General features: G+C 36.6%; 19 protein-coding genes and 3 pseudogenes. 11 read left to right on the forward strand and 11 right to left on the reverse strand.

Annotated elements, in window-relative coordinates; genetic code table 11:
* Nucleotides 1-27: 27 nt before the first annotated feature.
* Entirely contained in the window at nt 28-432 is a 405-nt protein-coding gene (locus AAIE21_RS05885) for a DUF3221 domain-containing protein (protein ID WP_343265877.1), read from the reverse strand.
* Nucleotides 433-586: 154 nt separating this feature from the next.
* Here AAIE21_RS05885 and AAIE21_RS05890 point away from each other — a divergent pair, with 154 nt between their 5' ends.
* Complete coding sequence (locus AAIE21_RS05890; protein ID WP_343265878.1) at nt 587-1,420, forward strand: DUF2785 domain-containing protein; 834 nt, start codon at nt 587-589, stop codon at nt 1,418-1,420.
* 13 nt (nt 1,421-1,433) lie between these two features.
* Here the strand turns inward: AAIE21_RS05890 and AAIE21_RS05895 are convergent, their stop codons facing one another.
* From AAIE21_RS05895 to AAIE21_RS05935, 10 genes and pseudogenes are all read right to left on the reverse strand, one after another.
* Nucleotides 1,434-1,640, reverse strand: a complete 207-nt coding sequence (locus AAIE21_RS05895; RefSeq protein WP_098335419.1) for a hypothetical protein — start codon at nt 1,638-1,640, stop codon at nt 1,434-1,436.
* Nucleotides 1,641-1,703: 63 nt separating this feature from the next.
* Nucleotides 1,704-1,799 (reverse strand): annotated as a pseudogene (locus AAIE21_RS29570) (anti sigma factor C-terminal domain-containing protein); the annotation flags it as partial.
* Nucleotides 1,799-1,915 (reverse strand): annotated as a pseudogene (locus AAIE21_RS05900) (RNA polymerase sigma factor); the annotation flags it as partial. The pseudogenes AAIE21_RS29570 and AAIE21_RS05900, both read right to left, overlap by 1 nt.
* A 126-nt stretch (nt 1,916-2,041) precedes the next feature.
* On the reverse strand, nt 2,042-2,386 hold the full coding sequence (locus tag AAIE21_RS05905) for a DUF6176 family protein (protein ID WP_343265879.1): 345 nt from the start codon (nt 2,384-2,386) through the stop codon (nt 2,042-2,044).
* An 18-nt stretch (nt 2,387-2,404) separates the two neighbouring features.
* Nucleotides 2,405-3,184: a GNAT family N-acetyltransferase gene (locus AAIE21_RS05910; RefSeq protein WP_343265880.1), complete on the reverse strand. Its 780-nt coding sequence runs from the start codon at nt 3,182-3,184 to the stop codon at nt 2,405-2,407.
* Nucleotides 3,181-3,513 (reverse strand): cupin domain-containing protein, encoded by a 333-nt coding sequence (locus AAIE21_RS05915; protein ID WP_343265881.1) that lies wholly within the window; start codon nt 3,511-3,513, stop codon nt 3,181-3,183. Before AAIE21_RS05915 ends, AAIE21_RS05910 begins: the two co-directional genes overlap by 4 nt.
* A gap of 27 nt (nt 3,514-3,540) precedes the next feature.
* Nucleotides 3,541-3,759, reverse strand: coding sequence for a phosphodiesterase (locus AAIE21_RS05920; RefSeq protein WP_343265882.1), 219 nt, complete (start codon nt 3,757-3,759; stop codon nt 3,541-3,543).
* Nucleotides 3,760-3,878: 119 nt separating this feature from the next.
* Nucleotides 3,879-4,313, reverse strand: a complete 435-nt coding sequence (locus AAIE21_RS05925; RefSeq protein WP_343265883.1) for a hypothetical protein — start codon at nt 4,311-4,313, stop codon at nt 3,879-3,881.
* Nucleotides 4,314-4,743: 430 nt separating this feature from the next.
* Nucleotides 4,744-5,877, reverse strand: coding sequence for an alanine dehydrogenase (gene ald / locus AAIE21_RS05930; RefSeq protein ID WP_343265884.1), 1,134 nt, complete (start codon nt 5,875-5,877; stop codon nt 4,744-4,746).
* A gap of 276 nt (nt 5,878-6,153) precedes the next feature.
* A complete protein-coding gene (locus tag AAIE21_RS05935) occupies nt 6,154-6,951 on the reverse strand; it encodes an SDR family oxidoreductase (RefSeq protein ID WP_343265921.1) in 798 nt (265 codons plus the stop codon).
* 148 nt (nt 6,952-7,099) lie between these two features.
* Here AAIE21_RS05935 and AAIE21_RS05940 point away from each other — a divergent pair, with 148 nt between their 5' ends.
* From AAIE21_RS05940 to AAIE21_RS05985, 10 genes and pseudogenes are all read left to right on the forward strand, one after another.
* Nucleotides 7,100-7,558: a universal stress protein gene (locus AAIE21_RS05940; protein WP_343265885.1), complete on the forward strand. Its 459-nt coding sequence runs from the start codon at nt 7,100-7,102 to the stop codon at nt 7,556-7,558.
* 822 nt (nt 7,559-8,380) lie between these two features.
* A complete protein-coding gene (locus tag AAIE21_RS05945; RefSeq protein ID WP_343265886.1) occupies nt 8,381-8,530 on the forward strand; it encodes a hypothetical protein in 150 nt (49 codons plus the stop codon).
* A 606-nt stretch (nt 8,531-9,136) separates the two neighbouring features.
* The gene (locus AAIE21_RS05950; RefSeq protein WP_343265887.1) at nt 9,137-10,054 is read left to right on the forward strand and encodes an ABC transporter ATP-binding protein; all 918 of its coding nucleotides are present in this window, start codon (nt 9,137-9,139) and stop codon (nt 10,052-10,054) included.
* Entirely contained in the window at nt 10,051-10,803 is a 753-nt protein-coding gene (locus tag AAIE21_RS05955) for an ABC transporter permease (RefSeq protein ID WP_071680152.1), read from the forward strand. The genes AAIE21_RS05950 and AAIE21_RS05955 overlap by 4 nt, the downstream gene beginning before the upstream one ends.
* Before the next feature lie 12 nt (nt 10,804-10,815).
* Nucleotides 10,816-11,547: an ABC transporter permease gene (locus AAIE21_RS05960; protein ID WP_071680151.1), complete on the forward strand. Its 732-nt coding sequence runs from the start codon at nt 10,816-10,818 to the stop codon at nt 11,545-11,547.
* A gap of 22 nt (nt 11,548-11,569) precedes the next feature.
* The gene (locus AAIE21_RS05965; protein ID WP_098167026.1) at nt 11,570-11,920 is read left to right on the forward strand and encodes a YxeA family protein; all 351 of its coding nucleotides are present in this window, start codon (nt 11,570-11,572) and stop codon (nt 11,918-11,920) included.
* A gap of 368 nt (nt 11,921-12,288) precedes the next feature.
* Complete coding sequence (locus tag AAIE21_RS05970) at nt 12,289-13,002, forward strand: response regulator transcription factor (RefSeq protein WP_343265888.1); 714 nt, start codon at nt 12,289-12,291, stop codon at nt 13,000-13,002.
* Nucleotides 13,003-14,421, forward strand: a complete 1,419-nt coding sequence (locus tag AAIE21_RS05975; protein WP_098018330.1) for a sensor histidine kinase — start codon at nt 13,003-13,005, stop codon at nt 14,419-14,421. It abuts the gene before it with no gap.
* 75 nt (nt 14,422-14,496) lie between these two features.
* Entirely contained in the window at nt 14,497-15,930 is a 1,434-nt protein-coding gene (locus AAIE21_RS05980; RefSeq protein ID WP_343265889.1) for an IS4 family transposase, read from the forward strand.
* A gap of 233 nt (nt 15,931-16,163) precedes the next feature.
* Nucleotides 16,164-16,356: pseudogene (locus tag AAIE21_RS05985) on the forward strand (IS4 family transposase); the annotation flags it as partial.

Genomic DNA, 16,356 nt, shown 5'->3' on the forward strand with positions numbered 1-16,356 from the left:
GTAGCGCAAGCGCTACTTTTTTTCTTTTTAAATATCATTTTTCTCCACTATCTCAAACTTATTAACAGTCATTTTCCCTGGATAACTTTCAAGTATCTCAGAAAACCATACTTTTATTTTATATCCTGATTTTAACTTTTCATATGCACTTTTATCGTTAAAATGTAGAATCGTGTCCCCTGGAGTATCCAGATATTGTTGTAGTTCCATATACTCCTGCAATCCTTTTTTCGTTTTAAATTTTTTATTACTAATAAAATATACAGTTGTATTTTTCACTATAACATATCCTTCCATAACACCTTTTTCTGCTGATTGTTGCACATTTACTGGCTCATCCTCAGTTTGCTCATTACGTGTACATGCTGTTAATGTCGCGGAAAACACGATAAATAGAACGCACATACACAACATCAATCTATTTCTCTTCATCTCATGCTCCCATTATAAAAAATTTCACTAATCACTCCACGAAAAAATCTAATAACTTTCTTTTCACTCTACAAAATATGTATTGCTTGTATATTCTCTGTTTCTATCATAACATTTAAATACAGAATTTTCTAAACAAAGAGAGGGAGATTGTATGCAACAACTTCAAAAACAATTAGAAGAAATAAAAGCTAATCATTACGTCATAGATTCCACTATAGATATTGATAATTTAAGTTCAAAAATGCTCCAACATATTGGCACACCAAACGGCTATTTACGAGACAAATTAATCTATACGACCTTTTCGCACCTCATCACAAATGACCATATTACACAAATTCAACTACAGCACTTATTATCACAAAGTATAAGCAAACAATATTTATTTTATAAAATCACTACAGAAGATAAAGATGCTGTGTTCACCCGATCATTTACAACGCTATTAATTGCTTTAATTATTAGCTCCGATACAAAACATAATTTCTTATCACAGCCTGAAATACTAGAGATAAAAGACAAATTAATTTTATATATGAAAAAAGAACATGATTTTCGCGGTTATGTAAATGATCAAGGCTGGGCTCATAGTATTGCTCATGTTTCCGATACATTCGACGAACTCGTTAAAAATCCGAAACTTAAAGCCGAACATTATCCAGAAATACTACAAACCTTATTAAAAAAAGTAAATATACATACAATGTATTACAAGTACGAAGAAGATGAGCGAATAATCTATCCTATTATAGCTATGTTACAAAATGGTTTAGATGAAAAAGAACTCATTGCATCCCTACATTCCTTAGTACATCAAATGAAAATTCAAAAGGAAGAATTATCTGTCGTACCATATGAAACGTTGTATGGAAATGTAAAATCATTTTTAAGAAGCTTGTTCTTTAGATTGAGAGCCTTATCTATATATATAAAAACAGAGAAGCAAATTGAAATATTATTAAAAGAGTTAAACAGATACTACTAAAAAAGAAGGCCACTCAAAAAGTGCCTTCTTCCATTTCACTAATATTTAGTTGAAACTTTACAATCCAAACAGAGAAAAAGTGTACACAAATCGCAATGGCCATACATGTACCGCTCAAAAAAGTTAAAATCGGGTGCGAGTATAAATGCCCTAAGCCATAAGACGCTCCAATGAAAAACATTGTTATGTAGATGTAGATTGCTCCATGTATTTGCTTCATAAAAGCCCCCTTTTCCCATATTATAACATAAATTTTCTAACTATTCACATTAATCTGTATAAGTTAATATTTCTCAACAGTTACTCCTCTTACGGCTGCTTTTATATAGGATACCCCGCCTAGCTGTTGTAATTCCTCTTTCTTTCCTGTTACGACTACATCATTTCTTGTACAATATCTTCTGCTTCTTTTCTTTCTGTACCAACCTTGATTAAGTAACTATAAACCGCCTTCGATTTTTCTATTAATAATGATTCAAACGTACTATGGCTTATTCCGCTCTCCTTTCTATATACTCAACGCTTGAGAGCTTGAAATGTATACAACTTCCCTAAAAAATTTCCACAAACAAAAAAGCCCATCTATTCTGATGCGCTTTTCCCATTACTTACAAAGTAATATTATTTCATCGCTTCTTTGACAACATCTTGAATCATAACAACTTCTGTTTTCATTTGGGCGGCAGGTACTTCCTCATCAATGCATTCATACCAAAATTCTAAATGCTTTTTATCAATTTCATGCTGAGAATTTTCGACATCTATCCCGCCATCCCCCTGTACAGAATACCAATACAAATACTCTTCTCCATTTTTTATTTCCCGGAAAATTGTCTCTACATACATTTTCTCGTCGCTTAATGTCAAAAGAACTTCTTTCATATGATTATTGAGAAGTTTCATCCATTCATCAACGCGATGACTCTTACCTTCTTTCACCTTGAATCTTGTTAATTCGACGTTCATCATTTATCCCTCTACCTTCTAACGTACATATAAAACATATTCCACTGGATGATCAAAACCTAGTTTACTAGCCAGTCTTTGTGAAGGAATATTATCCATATTACAATCCCAGCACGGCGTAATATCATTTTGTATGCAATGTTCTATAAAATAAGTTGCGACTAACCGAGCAAGTCCTTTTCCTTGATAATCTGGATGTGTTGCAATATCAATTTCAGCAAAGCCATTCCCTCTAAAAATTGAAACACACTCCGCCACTACCTTTTGACCTTGTACAATACAAAAGCCAAAACCATGCTTCAAAAATGCTTCTTTTGATCCCCAATACTCTTTATAATATTGCTCCGTAAATTCGGTACTTTTTTCTATTATGTTTTGCTCAATCCGCATAACCGTGTATATAAAATTATCTAATTCTCTTTTTCTATCTTCAAAGATATCCCTTTGAAATAAAAATTTTTTTCGAGGGATTTTCCTAAAGGAATCATTAAAATAATTTTCAATAATCTTTTCCCACTCTATACTAGACACAAACAATGTAAATCGTTTCTCCTGTGTTAAAACATCATTTTTAATATAAGAAAACAAAGCACGTTGAAATTCCTGATCATATGTATCTCCAAACAAATAATAAATACCATTAGCAGTCGCAATTATTCCCGCTGTTAATCTCTCATTTACAAAGATTTCACCATCTATCATTCCATCACATACTGCATAGGCAAAAGTAGATGTCCGTTTGTTCTCTTCTAAAACCGGCAGAATCGTATGATATTCTACTAACGCTAACTTTTTCATACATTCTCCACAATAACGGTATCCGCATCTAAGTTTTCGAAGCAAAGATTAACAGTGCGCTGTAGTGCCCTTGTGCGGTGAACGGTACCTGCTGGAATTAAAATAGAATCGTTCGTTTTTAGTATAACGGTATCCTTATCTTGAAAATCAATTAGCAATTCTCCCTCTAACACGATAAATAACTCATCCGAATTTGAGTGAAAGTGCCAATCATATTCCCCCGTAAACACAGCAATTCGTAGACAATGACTATTCACATTCGATACAACAAAATTTTTATGCCTTTCTGTAATATCTTTTGTGAGTTCTAAAAGATTCACTTTCTCCATCGTTCTCCCCCTCCCTTAATCCATTTACTACTTCCCCCAAAACCATCCAAGTGCAATAATTATCATACAAATCCAAAAGCCAATCATTCCAAAATCAATATCTTTTTCCTGTTTCTTCTTCCTTGCCTTTTTCACCTCTTCTTTTAACTCTCGTACACTTTGTTCTAACTTAACAATTGCTTCTTTCATCGCATTCAATTCACTTTTCTCTTGTACTTTTTCTTCTGATTCTTTTGCTAGATTCATTGCTACGCACCCTTTCCGCGACGCCATATTCCATTCTAGTGCTCTTGTTTTTTCAAAATCTATTTTTACCTTTCGTCATTCTGAAGAATAAAATACTTCAAAGGAAATTACTTTCAGTTTTAATCTCCCCCTCCTCCGCAATCTCCGCCACCACTATCACTTGCACTACTACAATCATTATCGCTATAATTTACAAATCCATTTGATGAATTGGAGGAATAAGAAGAGCGTTTCTTTTTCTGCTTTCTTTTCTTATCTTTTTTACTTTCATGGCTAGGCCATACTGTATTAAACACTACAAAAAACATACCGAATAGTACCAAAAATGCAATACCCTGAAAGATGTCTTCCAAAAATTCAGGTCTTATCTCTATTTGATAAAATACACCTAACAAATACATACACAAAACCACATATAAAATCATACTAATATACCTAGCAATTTCCTCTATACGAAGAGCCAATTTCTTTTGAAATGGTATATTCTGCTCTTGCTTTTTCTTTATATATTTCTGTCTTCTTATTTGTTTTTTCTTATTGGTTTTTCTCCCCATGCCATCCCCTCTTTTTCTTTACGCATACAATTACAAAGTATCATAAGAAGAATTATATTAACAAGTAAAATATTCCAATTTTTAAGATTTCAAAATAAAAAAGATGCTCTCTAACTCCTCGTATTACGAGTAGAATTAAAAAACACCTCTTTTGCCCCGCTATTTGCGGGCAGTAATATCCTCGTCTCAAAGCTCGGCAAAAGCCATAAAATTAGTAAGAGATAGACCACCCGTCAAAGCCCGATTAGTGAAAGCTAATAATCAGCGGAGGATGAAGAAAATCCCCACTGATTAAAGTTTTACTTTATTAGCGACTTTTTTCAAAATCGCCTCGCATCATTACGAATAATGAAATGTTTAATAGAAGACATTTGAATTACTACATACAAAAAGACCCTCCTTATCCAAGGAAGGCCTTACAACTTTTCTATTATGATAAAGCAGGAGCTTTTTCAAGAAGCTCTTTCGCATCAGCGTATTGTAAGCCGTGCGCTTCTGCAACCGCTTCGAATGTTACATAGCCGTCTAATGTGTTAATACCTTTTAATAATGCAGAGTTGCTTAGGCAAGCTTGTTTGTAGCCTTTGTTTGCGATTTGTACTGCATATGGTACTGTTACGTTTGTTAATGCAAGAGTTGATGTACGTGGAACCGCACCAGGCATGTTTGCAACCGCATAATGAACAACACCGTGTTTTTCATAAGTTGGGTTGTCGTGAGTTGTAATGCGGTCAGTTGTTTCGAAAATACCACCTTGGTCGATTGCGATATCTACTACAACAGAACCTGGTTCCATTGATTTAATCATTTCTTCTGTAACAAGTTTTGGCGCTTTTGCACCTGGAATTAATACTGCACCGATTACAAGATCAGATTCCTTTACAGCTTCTGCGATGTTGTAAGGATTAGACATTAAAGTTTTCACTTGGTTACCAAAAATGTCATCTAATTGACGAAGACGTTCTGCGCTTAAGTCAATAATTGTTACATCAGCACCTAAACCAACTGCGATTTTTGCTGCATTTGTACCAGCTTGACCACCGCCGATAATTGTTACTTTACCGCGTTTTACCCCTGGAACGCCTGCAAGTAAAATACCTTTACCGCCTTTGTTTTTCTCAAGGAATTGTGCACCAATTTGTGCAGACATACGACCAGCTACTTCACTCATAGGTGCTAAGAGTGGTAAAGAACGATTGTCTAATTGTACTGTTTCATAAGCAATTGATGCTACTTTGTTATCAATTAAAGCTTTTGTTAATTCTGGTTCTGGAGCTAAGTGTAAGTATGTGAATAAAATTAAACCTTCACGGAAGTAACCGTATTCGCTTGCAATTGGCTCTTTTACCTTCATAACCATATCTTGATTCCATGCTTCTTCAGCAGTTTCAACAAGTTTTGCTCCAGCTTGTACGTATTCTTCATCTGTAAAGCCAGATCCTAAACCTGCACCCTTTTGAACAAAAACTTCATGACCATTGTGTACTAAATGTACAGCACCAGCTGGCGTCATTGCCACGCGGTTTTCATTGTTTTTAATTTCTGTTGGAATACCGATACGCATTATTAATTCCCCCTTGAGTTATGAAATGACCCCTGAATCATTTTTTAAAGCGCTTTCTACGCTCTTATATTTTAACATAATATCTCAATATTTGACAAAAAATAATACGAGTTTTCCGATAGATTTTACCCCGCATTAACGGACAGTAATATCCCCCTCTCAAGATGAAAAAGCTCCAAATTTAGGTGGGGGATACACTGTCCATAAATGCCCGATTGGTGAAGGCTAACCATCATTGGGGGATAAAGCTCCCCAATGATGGAAGTTTCACTTTATCTATTTTTGTCGATATCTATGAATTACGTCAACTGCACCTGTTACTTCTATAATTGTGCCCGTAATCATATCGGAATCTTCCTCGCATAGAAATGCAATGGTACGAGCGATATCTTCACCTGTTCCTGATCTACCAATTGGCGTCTTAGTATCTTTCATCTTACGTGCCTCTTGAATCGTTGCTTCTTTCATTTCACCAATGATATCCCCTGGACAAACCATATTTGATGTAATACCATACTCTGCTTCTTCATAAGCAATTGTCTTTGTTAATGAAACAAGTCCTACCTTTGCAGCTGCGAATGCAGAACGATACATCCAGCCTGGTGCACCATCTGCTCCTTGAAATCCATAGTTAATAATCCGGCCAAAATGTTGTTTTCTCATAATCGGCACGACGAGCTTTAATAAACGGAACACCGCTGTTAGGTTTCCTTGTATCATTTCATTCCATTCATTTTCTTCGTAATCAATTAAATTTTTACGTTCAAATACGTAAGGGCCTGCATTATTAATTAAAAAATCGATTTTGCCAAAACGACCGATTGCTTCTTCTACTATTTTATGTAAATCTTCTTTGTTCGTGACATCTGCTTGCACAAACTGCAGGCGTTCTTCTATATGTTTATATTTTTCCCGCATTGCTTTAGCGGCTTTTACATCGCTGTGATATGTTACGGTTACTGAATATCCTTTAGCCAATAACTTTTCTGTTACCTGCTTTCCTAAACCTTTCGTACCGGCTGTAATGAGCGCGTGTCTCACAAACATGCCTCCTTTTAAATTGCTATACTTCATATGTAACAAGTTCTCCCTCCAATTACAACTAAAAAGAATTGAAACAGAGTTTTCAAAATTCTGTAACGTTTTTAGCAAGCACGTTACCATATTTTGTTTTATAATTAAGTTGTAAAAGGTTATAAAAACGGATTGGGAGGAATCTACTATGAATAATACATATACAAATATTTTAATTGCAGTGGACGGTTCCAAAGAAGCAGAAAAAGCCTTTAAAAAAGCAATTCAAGTCGCAAAACGTAACAACGCAACATTAACAATCGCTCATATCGTTGATGTAAAAGCATACTCTGCAGTAGAGGCATATAGCCGAGCAATTGCTGAACGTGCAAATCTCTTTGCAGAAGATCTATTAGAAGACTACAAAAAGACTGCAACTGAAGCTGGTCTTGAAAAAGTAGAACTTGTATTAGAATTTGGTAATCCAAAATCTAAAATTTCAAAAGAAATTGCTCCAAAACATAAAGTAGACTTAATTATGTGTGGTGCAACTGGTTTAAACGCTGTAGAACGCTTCTTAATCGGTAGCGTCTCTGAACATATTATTCGCTATGCAAAATGCGATGTCCTTGTTGTTCGTGGTGAAGAAGAGCAAGGTGATCTTTAATAAATAATGAAAACACCAAGTCTAATATGTAATACTGAATCTAAAATAATTAAAAATATATAAGATATACTACACGACGACACATGTTGTTTAACAATGTAGTTTTAAGGTGTATCAACACTTGCTTGATACGCCTATTTTTTATGGGTTTTATCACTACATTCAACCCCTTTATTACCACTTTTATTACTACATTCATCAGAGCGACAAATATGTTACTTCGAAATACCGTTGTTTCTGTAATATTTAAAGAACACCGTTATATAAAATGATAATAAAGTTATTTATTTTAAAAACTCAAACGAGCATAACCCCTTTCTAAATATAGTGTGACTTTACCCATAAAGTTGCCACTAAAGAAAGCATAAATTTGCCGATTATCACATGGTTTTGAGGAGATTTAATTGATTATTCGAGGGGGGAGGAAACATATCTTTGCCGTGGATTAATTATTAACCCATAAGCTTGCCGTTCCGGCAAACTTATGGTTCATATCACATGAGACATTATGAAGTCTAATTTAAAGGTGATTTGATTATGTACCAATAGGCTTTACTCTATTGAGATTGTGAAGTTTCCTACTTAAACTAACGGGGCAGGTTAGTTGGATAAGGTAATATTTGGATTAAGATAGACATAAGTAGAAAAATTAATAACAAGGGGTGATTTTTTGGAGAAAAATATTGGGGATGTAGATTTTTTTAAACAAGTAGTAAAAAGAATTTGCAACTAATAAAGTAATAAGGTTTACTTCAGTAAAATAAGGTATATTATATTTGTTGAATAGATTCTCTTTAAAGACAAGAAAAGTAGGTGAACAAAGTGGGAAAATATCAATTGGATTACAAAGGTCAGGTAGCTGTGACAAAGTTTCATGAAAAACAGACGCCTGTAAAATTTGATAAAAAGCAGCAACTTGAAAAATTGCGTGCGGAGTATTTGAAAAAGAAGCAAAAACAAACAGATAAATAATATGTTACGTTTTTCCCAATTTTCTGTATATGGCGCAAACAAACACAAGAAAATAGGTAAGTTATTCATCGTTCAAATATATACAGGCTATTTTTTCAAACCTCTTACTTATGCAACTAGCGCATGCGTTAGTTCATTAAGAATAACTAAAAAAGTCGATTCCTTGAGATGGAAATCGGCTTTTTTAATAAGTGACATTTCCTTAGCGTTGTAAATCCGCATTTTCCTGACGCTACCCCATCGCTATCAAGCTAAGAAATGCAAATACCCCCAAAAACGAAAAAAGTGAACCTAATTATCAAAAATAAAATTGCTCTTTTCAATTCTTCTCATTTCACGTAAAGCAGCAGCTAGTTTATTTTACCTTGTTTAGGATTCTAAATTCCCTACGATAAGCGACCCAGACACTTTTCCTTCTCGATGGAATGGGGTAAACGGAGTACATCATCAAACTTTATTTTAAATCAACAGTTGGTTAAGATTTTAATACAAATCAAGTGATTTAAGGTTGATGTAAGGTTCTCTTTAGACTGGAGAAAGGTGGACGCATTACAGTTGAAAGAGAAGAAAAATATCTAAAAAACTTGAATGGAGCTGACTTTTCATATGAGTGTTTCGGCTATTGTACAAACTCAAAACCTGTCCAAAACGTATGGGGCTATTAACTGTGTAAATAAAGTTAATCTTCATGTTCAGGAAGGAGAAATCTACGGGTTTCTGGGTCCGAACGGAGCAGGGAAAACAACCACGCTAAAAATGCTGTTAGGACTCATCAAGCCTTCTGAAGGGAAAATTAAAATTTTCGGGGAAAGCCTGGATAAACATCGCTCATCCATTCTGCAACGTACCGGATCGCTGATTGAATCTCCCTCCTACTACGGACATTTGACAGGGCTTGAGAATATGAAAGTCATGCAGCGCCTCCGGAACGTTCCAGATAAAAATATACATGAGGCGCTTCGTATCGTACGGCTAGAAAATCAGAAAGACAAAAAAGCTGAACAATATTCACTAGGAATGAAGCAACGGCTGGGAATTGCAATGGCTCTGCTCGCCTTCCCCAAGCTGCTGATTCTCGATGAGCCGACGAATGGTCTTGATCCCGCAGGCATTGGTGAAATTCGGGAGCTTATTAAATCATTACCCGCACGCTATGGAATAACTATATTACTTTCCAGTCACCTACTCTCCGAGATAGAACAAATCGCTACCTCAGTAGGTATTATTAGTGAAGGAAATTTGTTGTTTCAAGGCAGTATGACAAGCTTGCGGAAAAAAAATAGAAACGCCATCTTTATGAAAACTGGGAACAATGCCAAAGCTGAGCAGATACTTTTCACTCAAGGATATAGTCCAGTCAACAATGGTGGCCGGATTGAGTTGGGCAATCTTCCGGATACAGAAGTAGCGAAAATGAACAAATTGCTTATTGAACATGAAATTGCTGTCACTCGGATTGAGGAGCAGAAAAAAAGCTTGGAGGATATTTTCCTGGAGTTTACAGGAAAGGAGCGGAGCTTGTGATCAAACTATTAGAACTGGAATATTTCAAAATCCGTCGAAAAAAAATATGGATCATGATTATACTATTTCTTGTTGTGGAGATGCTGTGGGCCTTTATGTCCATTAGTAGGTCTATTGCAAGCAATCCGGATAACCGCGTTTGGGAATCTATTTTTTTTAGTATATCTTCCATGAATGGCCTTTTTATGCCGATTATTTCGGCCGTTGTTGTCTCACGTATTTGTGACATGGAGCATAAGGGAGCGACTTGGAAAATGCTTGTTGCTACTAGTGTAGAACGTGGGCAACTCTATGCAGCGAAGTATATATGCATTAATAGTCTGCTACTGTATGGTATCTTTGCACAAGTCTTATTCATAATATTATTCGGACTAATAAAGGATTTTCCTGGCACTTTTCCTATCGAATTGCTAATCTGGTTCATTGGAGGTAATCTACTAACGACTCTCGCTGTTACAGCACTTCAACAATGGATTTCTTTCTCCATCAAAAACCAGTCCTTTGCGCTTTGCTTGGGTATGTTGGGTGGCTTTATAGGAATGACCGCTGGGCTATTTCCGGCTGCTATTAGACATATTTTTATTTGGTCTTACTATTTGGAGCTCAGCCCGGTTACTTATCTGTACGCCGAGTCTACGGGCTCTTATATGATACAGCCAATAAACTTTGGAATTGTAGTAGGTGCGTTGATTATGACCGTCCTGTTTTATATCGCTGGACGCATCCAGGTAAGCCGACAGGAAATCTAAGGAGGGAAGTTAATGAAACGAAGTATTTCTGCTGAATGGCTGAAACTAAGCCATTCCCGGATTGGTCTTGTAATCGCTGTACTTCCAATCATAAGTATGTTGATTGGAAGTGCGAATTATTATTTGAACCAAGGCGCCCTGCAAAATGGTTGGTACAGCTTGTGGACTCAGGTCAGCCTGTTTTACGGTGTTTTTTTCTTACCTATTCTGATTGCCATCTGTTGTTCCTACATATGTAGGCTGGAGCATTTAAACCGAAATTGGAATATGATTATGACTTCTCCCGTGTCGGTTGCCAATGTGTTTCTTGCCAAATTGATTATCGTTAGTATTTTAATTTTGTTCGCACAAGGACTGTTCATGGGACTCTACTGGCTTATAGGCACCTTGTTCTCCTTACCTGGCCCATTTCCTGTAGAGACTGTAGATTGGGCGATACGTGGATGGTATGCTTCTCTGTCCATTAGTGCTTTGCAATTGGGACTGTCGCTACGGATTCGCAGCTTTGCTACACCGATTGGAATAAGTCTGTGTGGGGTTTTTATCGGTTTAGGCATGTATATTGGTAAGTTTGGAATATTATTCCCGTTCTCATTGCTCAACATTGGTATGAGTGTCATGAGTCAGGATAAGTTGACCGACATGCAGAACTTTCTGTTTTGGGTGATCAATATGGCTTTCGTTATTATTTTTGCATCGAGGTCAATCCGAAGGTTAAAGAACAAAGACATTGTTTCATCCTAATTGAGCTTAGGAGGAATTTATAATGAAAAAAATATTGTTGGTACTAGGGTTCATCATAGTGCTTGGAGCATGTTTGTGGATGTTCTTCTTCACTCCGGAGAAGCTTACACCTGACAATCCTGCAGGGAAAACTGTCTATTACACAAAGATAACTGGATCTGGCGTTCAAGGTGAGAATGGCCGTTATGACTATGAGTTGATTGCTTATAATGAGAAAAAAAAGAAAGAAAAACTAAGTTTTTCAGCAGGAAAGAAATTGAGAGAAGGAGCTTATGTCCAGCTATATTATACAATGATTCGGGGCGTTACGTATTGGAAAGAGGTTAGCTTCGAGGAGCTGCCTGAGGCGGTGCAACAGCAGTATCGAGAATAATAATGATCTGAAAGAAGAAGGGAATGTCCTATAGCAATCAGGTTACGAACAATAATGTAACAAGAAAAAATTCCATCTTTATTCATTTTTACACTGAATAAGGATGGGATTTTTTGTGTTACCGTACAATGTCTCTTCCAAAGATAAACTAAATACTTTTCGCCCATAACGATTAAACAAATTCCCTACCAAATATCTAAACAAAATTGCTGTACTATACGGTTCTAAATAGTGAAGTCAAAAAATGAAACAGGAGGCTTTCCCAGCTTATGTGTTTGTTTCGCTTTAAAAAAGGAATCAAGGGGTGAATATGAATTGAAACACTAATAATTTCCTTTTTTGTGTATAATCAAATGAGGTGATGTAAAATGGAAAATTTAAAAGACAAAAAAATATTAATTGTGGACGATGAACAGGAAATCAGAATAATGATTGAAAGATTTTTAAGAAAAGATGGATTTTTTCGCATTTATACTGCTGCTGATTGCGCTTCTGCTCTGTCAATTTACCACGCAAACAATCCAGATATCGTAATTCTGGATGTTATGTTACCTGATGGTGATGGATTTTCATTACTGTCTTCCATTAGGCAGTTCTCGGATACACCGGTCCTTTTTCTCTCCGCGCGGGGCGAGGATGAAGATCGATTACTTGGATTGGGCTTGGGGGGGGATGATTACATGGTGAAGCCGTTTCTGCCACGCGAGCTGGTATTGCGGCTCATGGCGATTCTAAAACGTGTATACTCATCCTCAGTAGCAGAGCGTCTATCTATATTCAAATTAGGAGAACAGATCGTAGACCTTGAAAGCGCTGTCGTACACAGGGGACAGAAAGAGATGCCATTGACGGCAAAGGAGCATGCCATTCTTGTGAAGTTGTATGAAAATCAGGGACGAATCATTACAAATGATGCCCTATGTCAGGCTGTTTGGGGAGATGACAGCTACGGTCTCGAAAATACATTGATGGTTCATATCAGGCGGATACGTGAAAAGATTGAGCTGGATCCTTCCAAACCAATCCATCTTCTCACCTTCAGGGGGCTTGGATATAAACTGCTAGTGAAGGAGATATATTGAGTGGAAGGGATTACTCGTATATTACGACGGTTTGTCACGACGACCATCCTTGTGTCGATATTTGTTCTTATTTTTAATTTCGTACTACTAGGCACTCTGGTGTTCAATGAAACTAATCAACAAATGTCTCCAGAAGGTTTACTTAAGAAGATTTCTCAAAGTCTAGACAAACAGGATAACAACTATCATTTGGACGAGAACACCGCCAAGATTTTGCAGCACAATCAAGCATGGGCTATGTTGATTGGTGAAGATGGTTATGTGCAATGGGATTACCATTTACCTAATGATGTTCCGAGATTTTATAATTTAGTCGATGTAGCTAAGTTCTCGCGATATTATCTTTTGCAATACCCTGTTTATACTTGGGAACATGAAAATGGCCTAATTGTGGTCGGATATCCAAAGGAAAGCCACTGGAAGTATCAATTTGCCTTTCTTTCTGATTGGTTAAGAGAGATGCCCTTGCGGCTTGGGGTACTGCTACTCTTTAATGTGGGGATAACTCTGCTGATTTCTATTGTGATTGGCACGCGTCTCATAAGAGGGATACGTCCTCTTGTGTCAGGAGTCCACAATCTTGCTAGGGAGGAATTGGTTCAGTTGGATTCCAAGGGAATATTTGGTGACTTGGCTCAAAGTATTAATTCTGCGTCGACTAAGCTCCAGAAGAAAACGGACGCGTTGAAGGCACGAGATGAAGCTCGTTCTAACTGGATTGCCGGGATTTCTCATGATATCCGGACTCCACTCTCGATTATTCTCGGTTATGCAAGCGAAATGGAGGATAATTTTGACTTGCCGGAGGAGCAGAGGCAGCAGGCTGGTATCATCCGGCATCAGGGCGAGAAGCTACGCTCACTTGTAAGTGACCTGAATCTAGTCTCCATGCTTGAGTATGAAATGCAACCCTTGCATTTGAAGCACATCCGTCTATCAGTTTTGGCGAGACAGGTTGCCACGGATTTTTTGAATAATGGGTTGGATGACCGTTATGACATTGATTTGAAACTGACTGTTGAAGCGGCTCAGGTCATTGGGGACGAGAAACTGCTTCTTCGTGCAATCAGTAATCTTGTCCAAAATAGTGTACTGCATAATCCACAGGGATGTGCAATCATATTGGAAACCTCTCTATCTAAGGACCGCTCCCAGTATCGCTTTATTGTAAAGGATAATGGACGGGGAATCCCAAAGGAGAATTTGACGGAGATTACCGAATTACCTTATTCATCAAGGAGAAAGCGGACTGTCCAGGAAGGTCATGGTCTAGGAATTCCGATGGTGGCAAGGATTGTGCAGGCCCATCATGGCCGCCTAATTCTTGCAAGCGGTGAGGACCAAAGAGGTCTAACAGCTGCCATAGAATTACCTGTACATTATGAAAAAAGGGATCCTGCTGCAGGCCCATCAAGCTAAAGAGAAATTGTATCCATAAAACGAAAAAAACGTTATTCTTTTTGTAGAAATATACAGAAAGGATGGCGTTTTTGTATGAATTTATCGATTCAAGATGAGTTTCATTTGTTTGCTGAAGAACTACAGCGATATCTATCCCCACATATTCTTCAACAACTTGCACAAGAGACAGGTTTTGTAAAACGTAAAAGTAAGTATGGCGCACAAGATTTGGCTGCTTTATGTATTTGGATCAGTCAACATGTAGCAAGTAGTTCTCTTAATAGATTATGTAGTCAACTTTATGCAAATACAGCTACACTCATGAGTCCAGAAGGACTTAATCAACGTTTTAACCGATGCGCTGTTTTATTTCTACAGCGTGTATTTTCTCTTTTAGTCAAAAGCCAACTAAACGATTCTTCTCAAATTTCCAATCAATACACTTCTTATTTTCAACGTATACGTATTTTAGATGCTACTATTTTTCAGGTCCCCAATCATTTGGCTCCTATTTATCCTGGTTCAGGAGGATGTGCACAAACAGCTGGTATTAAGATTCAGCTAGAGTATGATTTACATAGTGGAAAATTCCTCAATTTTCAAATGGAACCAGGTAAAAATAATGATAAAACCTTTGGTACAGAGTGTTTAGATACCTTACGCCCAGGAGATTTATGTATTCGAGACTTAGGATACTTTTCTCTAAAAGATTTAGACCAGATGGATCAACGAGGTGTATTCTATGTTTCACGGTTGAAGTTAAATAATAGAGTATATCTGAAGAATGAATCTCCAGAATTCTTTCTGGATGGAACAGTAAAAAAGCAATCTTTATATGTTTTACTTAACCTTGAAGATATTATGCATCAGATAAAACCAGGAGATACTTATGAAATTCGAAATGCCTATATTGGACAACAAAAATTACCCTCGCGAGTTGTAATATACAGACTCACATCAACTCAAATTCATAAACGTAGGAAAAAGCAAACTTATGTTGAAAAGAAAAAAGGAGTTACATACTCTGAAAAAAGTAAACGTTTAACAGAAATCAACGTTTATATTACCAACATACCATGGGAAATTGTTCCGATGGAACAGGTCCATGATATCTACTCACTACGTTGGCAAATAGAGATTGTATTTAAAACATGGAAATCTCTTTTTGGTATCAATCATTGTCACAATATTAAGCGAGAGCGTCTAGAATGTCATCTTTATGGACAGTTAATCGCTATTTTTCTCTGTTCTTCCACTATGTTCAAAATGCGACAGCTGTTACTACAGAAAAAACAAAAAGAATTAAGTGAATATAAAGCAATTTATATGATTCAAGATCATCTGTACTTAGTATATGAAGCTATACAAAAAGACACCCAAGAAGTATCAAAAATTTTCCTTCGTCTGTTTGACCTCTTACAGAAAAATGGACGGAAATCGCATCGATATGAGAAAAAGACAGTTTTTGATATTTTAGGTGTCGTTTATCGATGTACTGTATCCAATCTAAAGCAGAAAACTGCATAATCTTTAAAAATACACCTTATCAAGGTTTATTTGGTATGCGTATTTTTAAAAACAAATAAACAAAATATCAAGCATGTAGGCAACATGAACGGAAGTTCATAGGAAACCCAGCCTTAGCTTGATGGGCATGTGACGCTACCCCACATCCATCAACTTAAGGATTTAGACTATTTTTGAAGTTAAAAGCACGTTACTATTCTCTTATGTTAATGAGAAAGGGTGACGTGCTTTTTATGAATATGCATCAAAAACAAGAGTTATCTTTATTTGCCGAAGAGCTATATCGATATATGTCTCCCGCTACACTTAATCAATTAGCTATAGAAGCAGGCGGAATGAAACGAAAACGCAAGTGCCACGGGCACCATTTCTTATCTTTGTGTGTATGGTTAAATCAACAAATCGCTACTACCTCTCTTACTCAAC

It is taken from the genome of Paenibacillus sp. 102 (assembly GCF_039549175.1).
In the GTDB taxonomy this organism is placed as follows: Bacteria; Bacillota; Bacilli; order Bacillales; family Bacillaceae_G; genus Bacillus_A.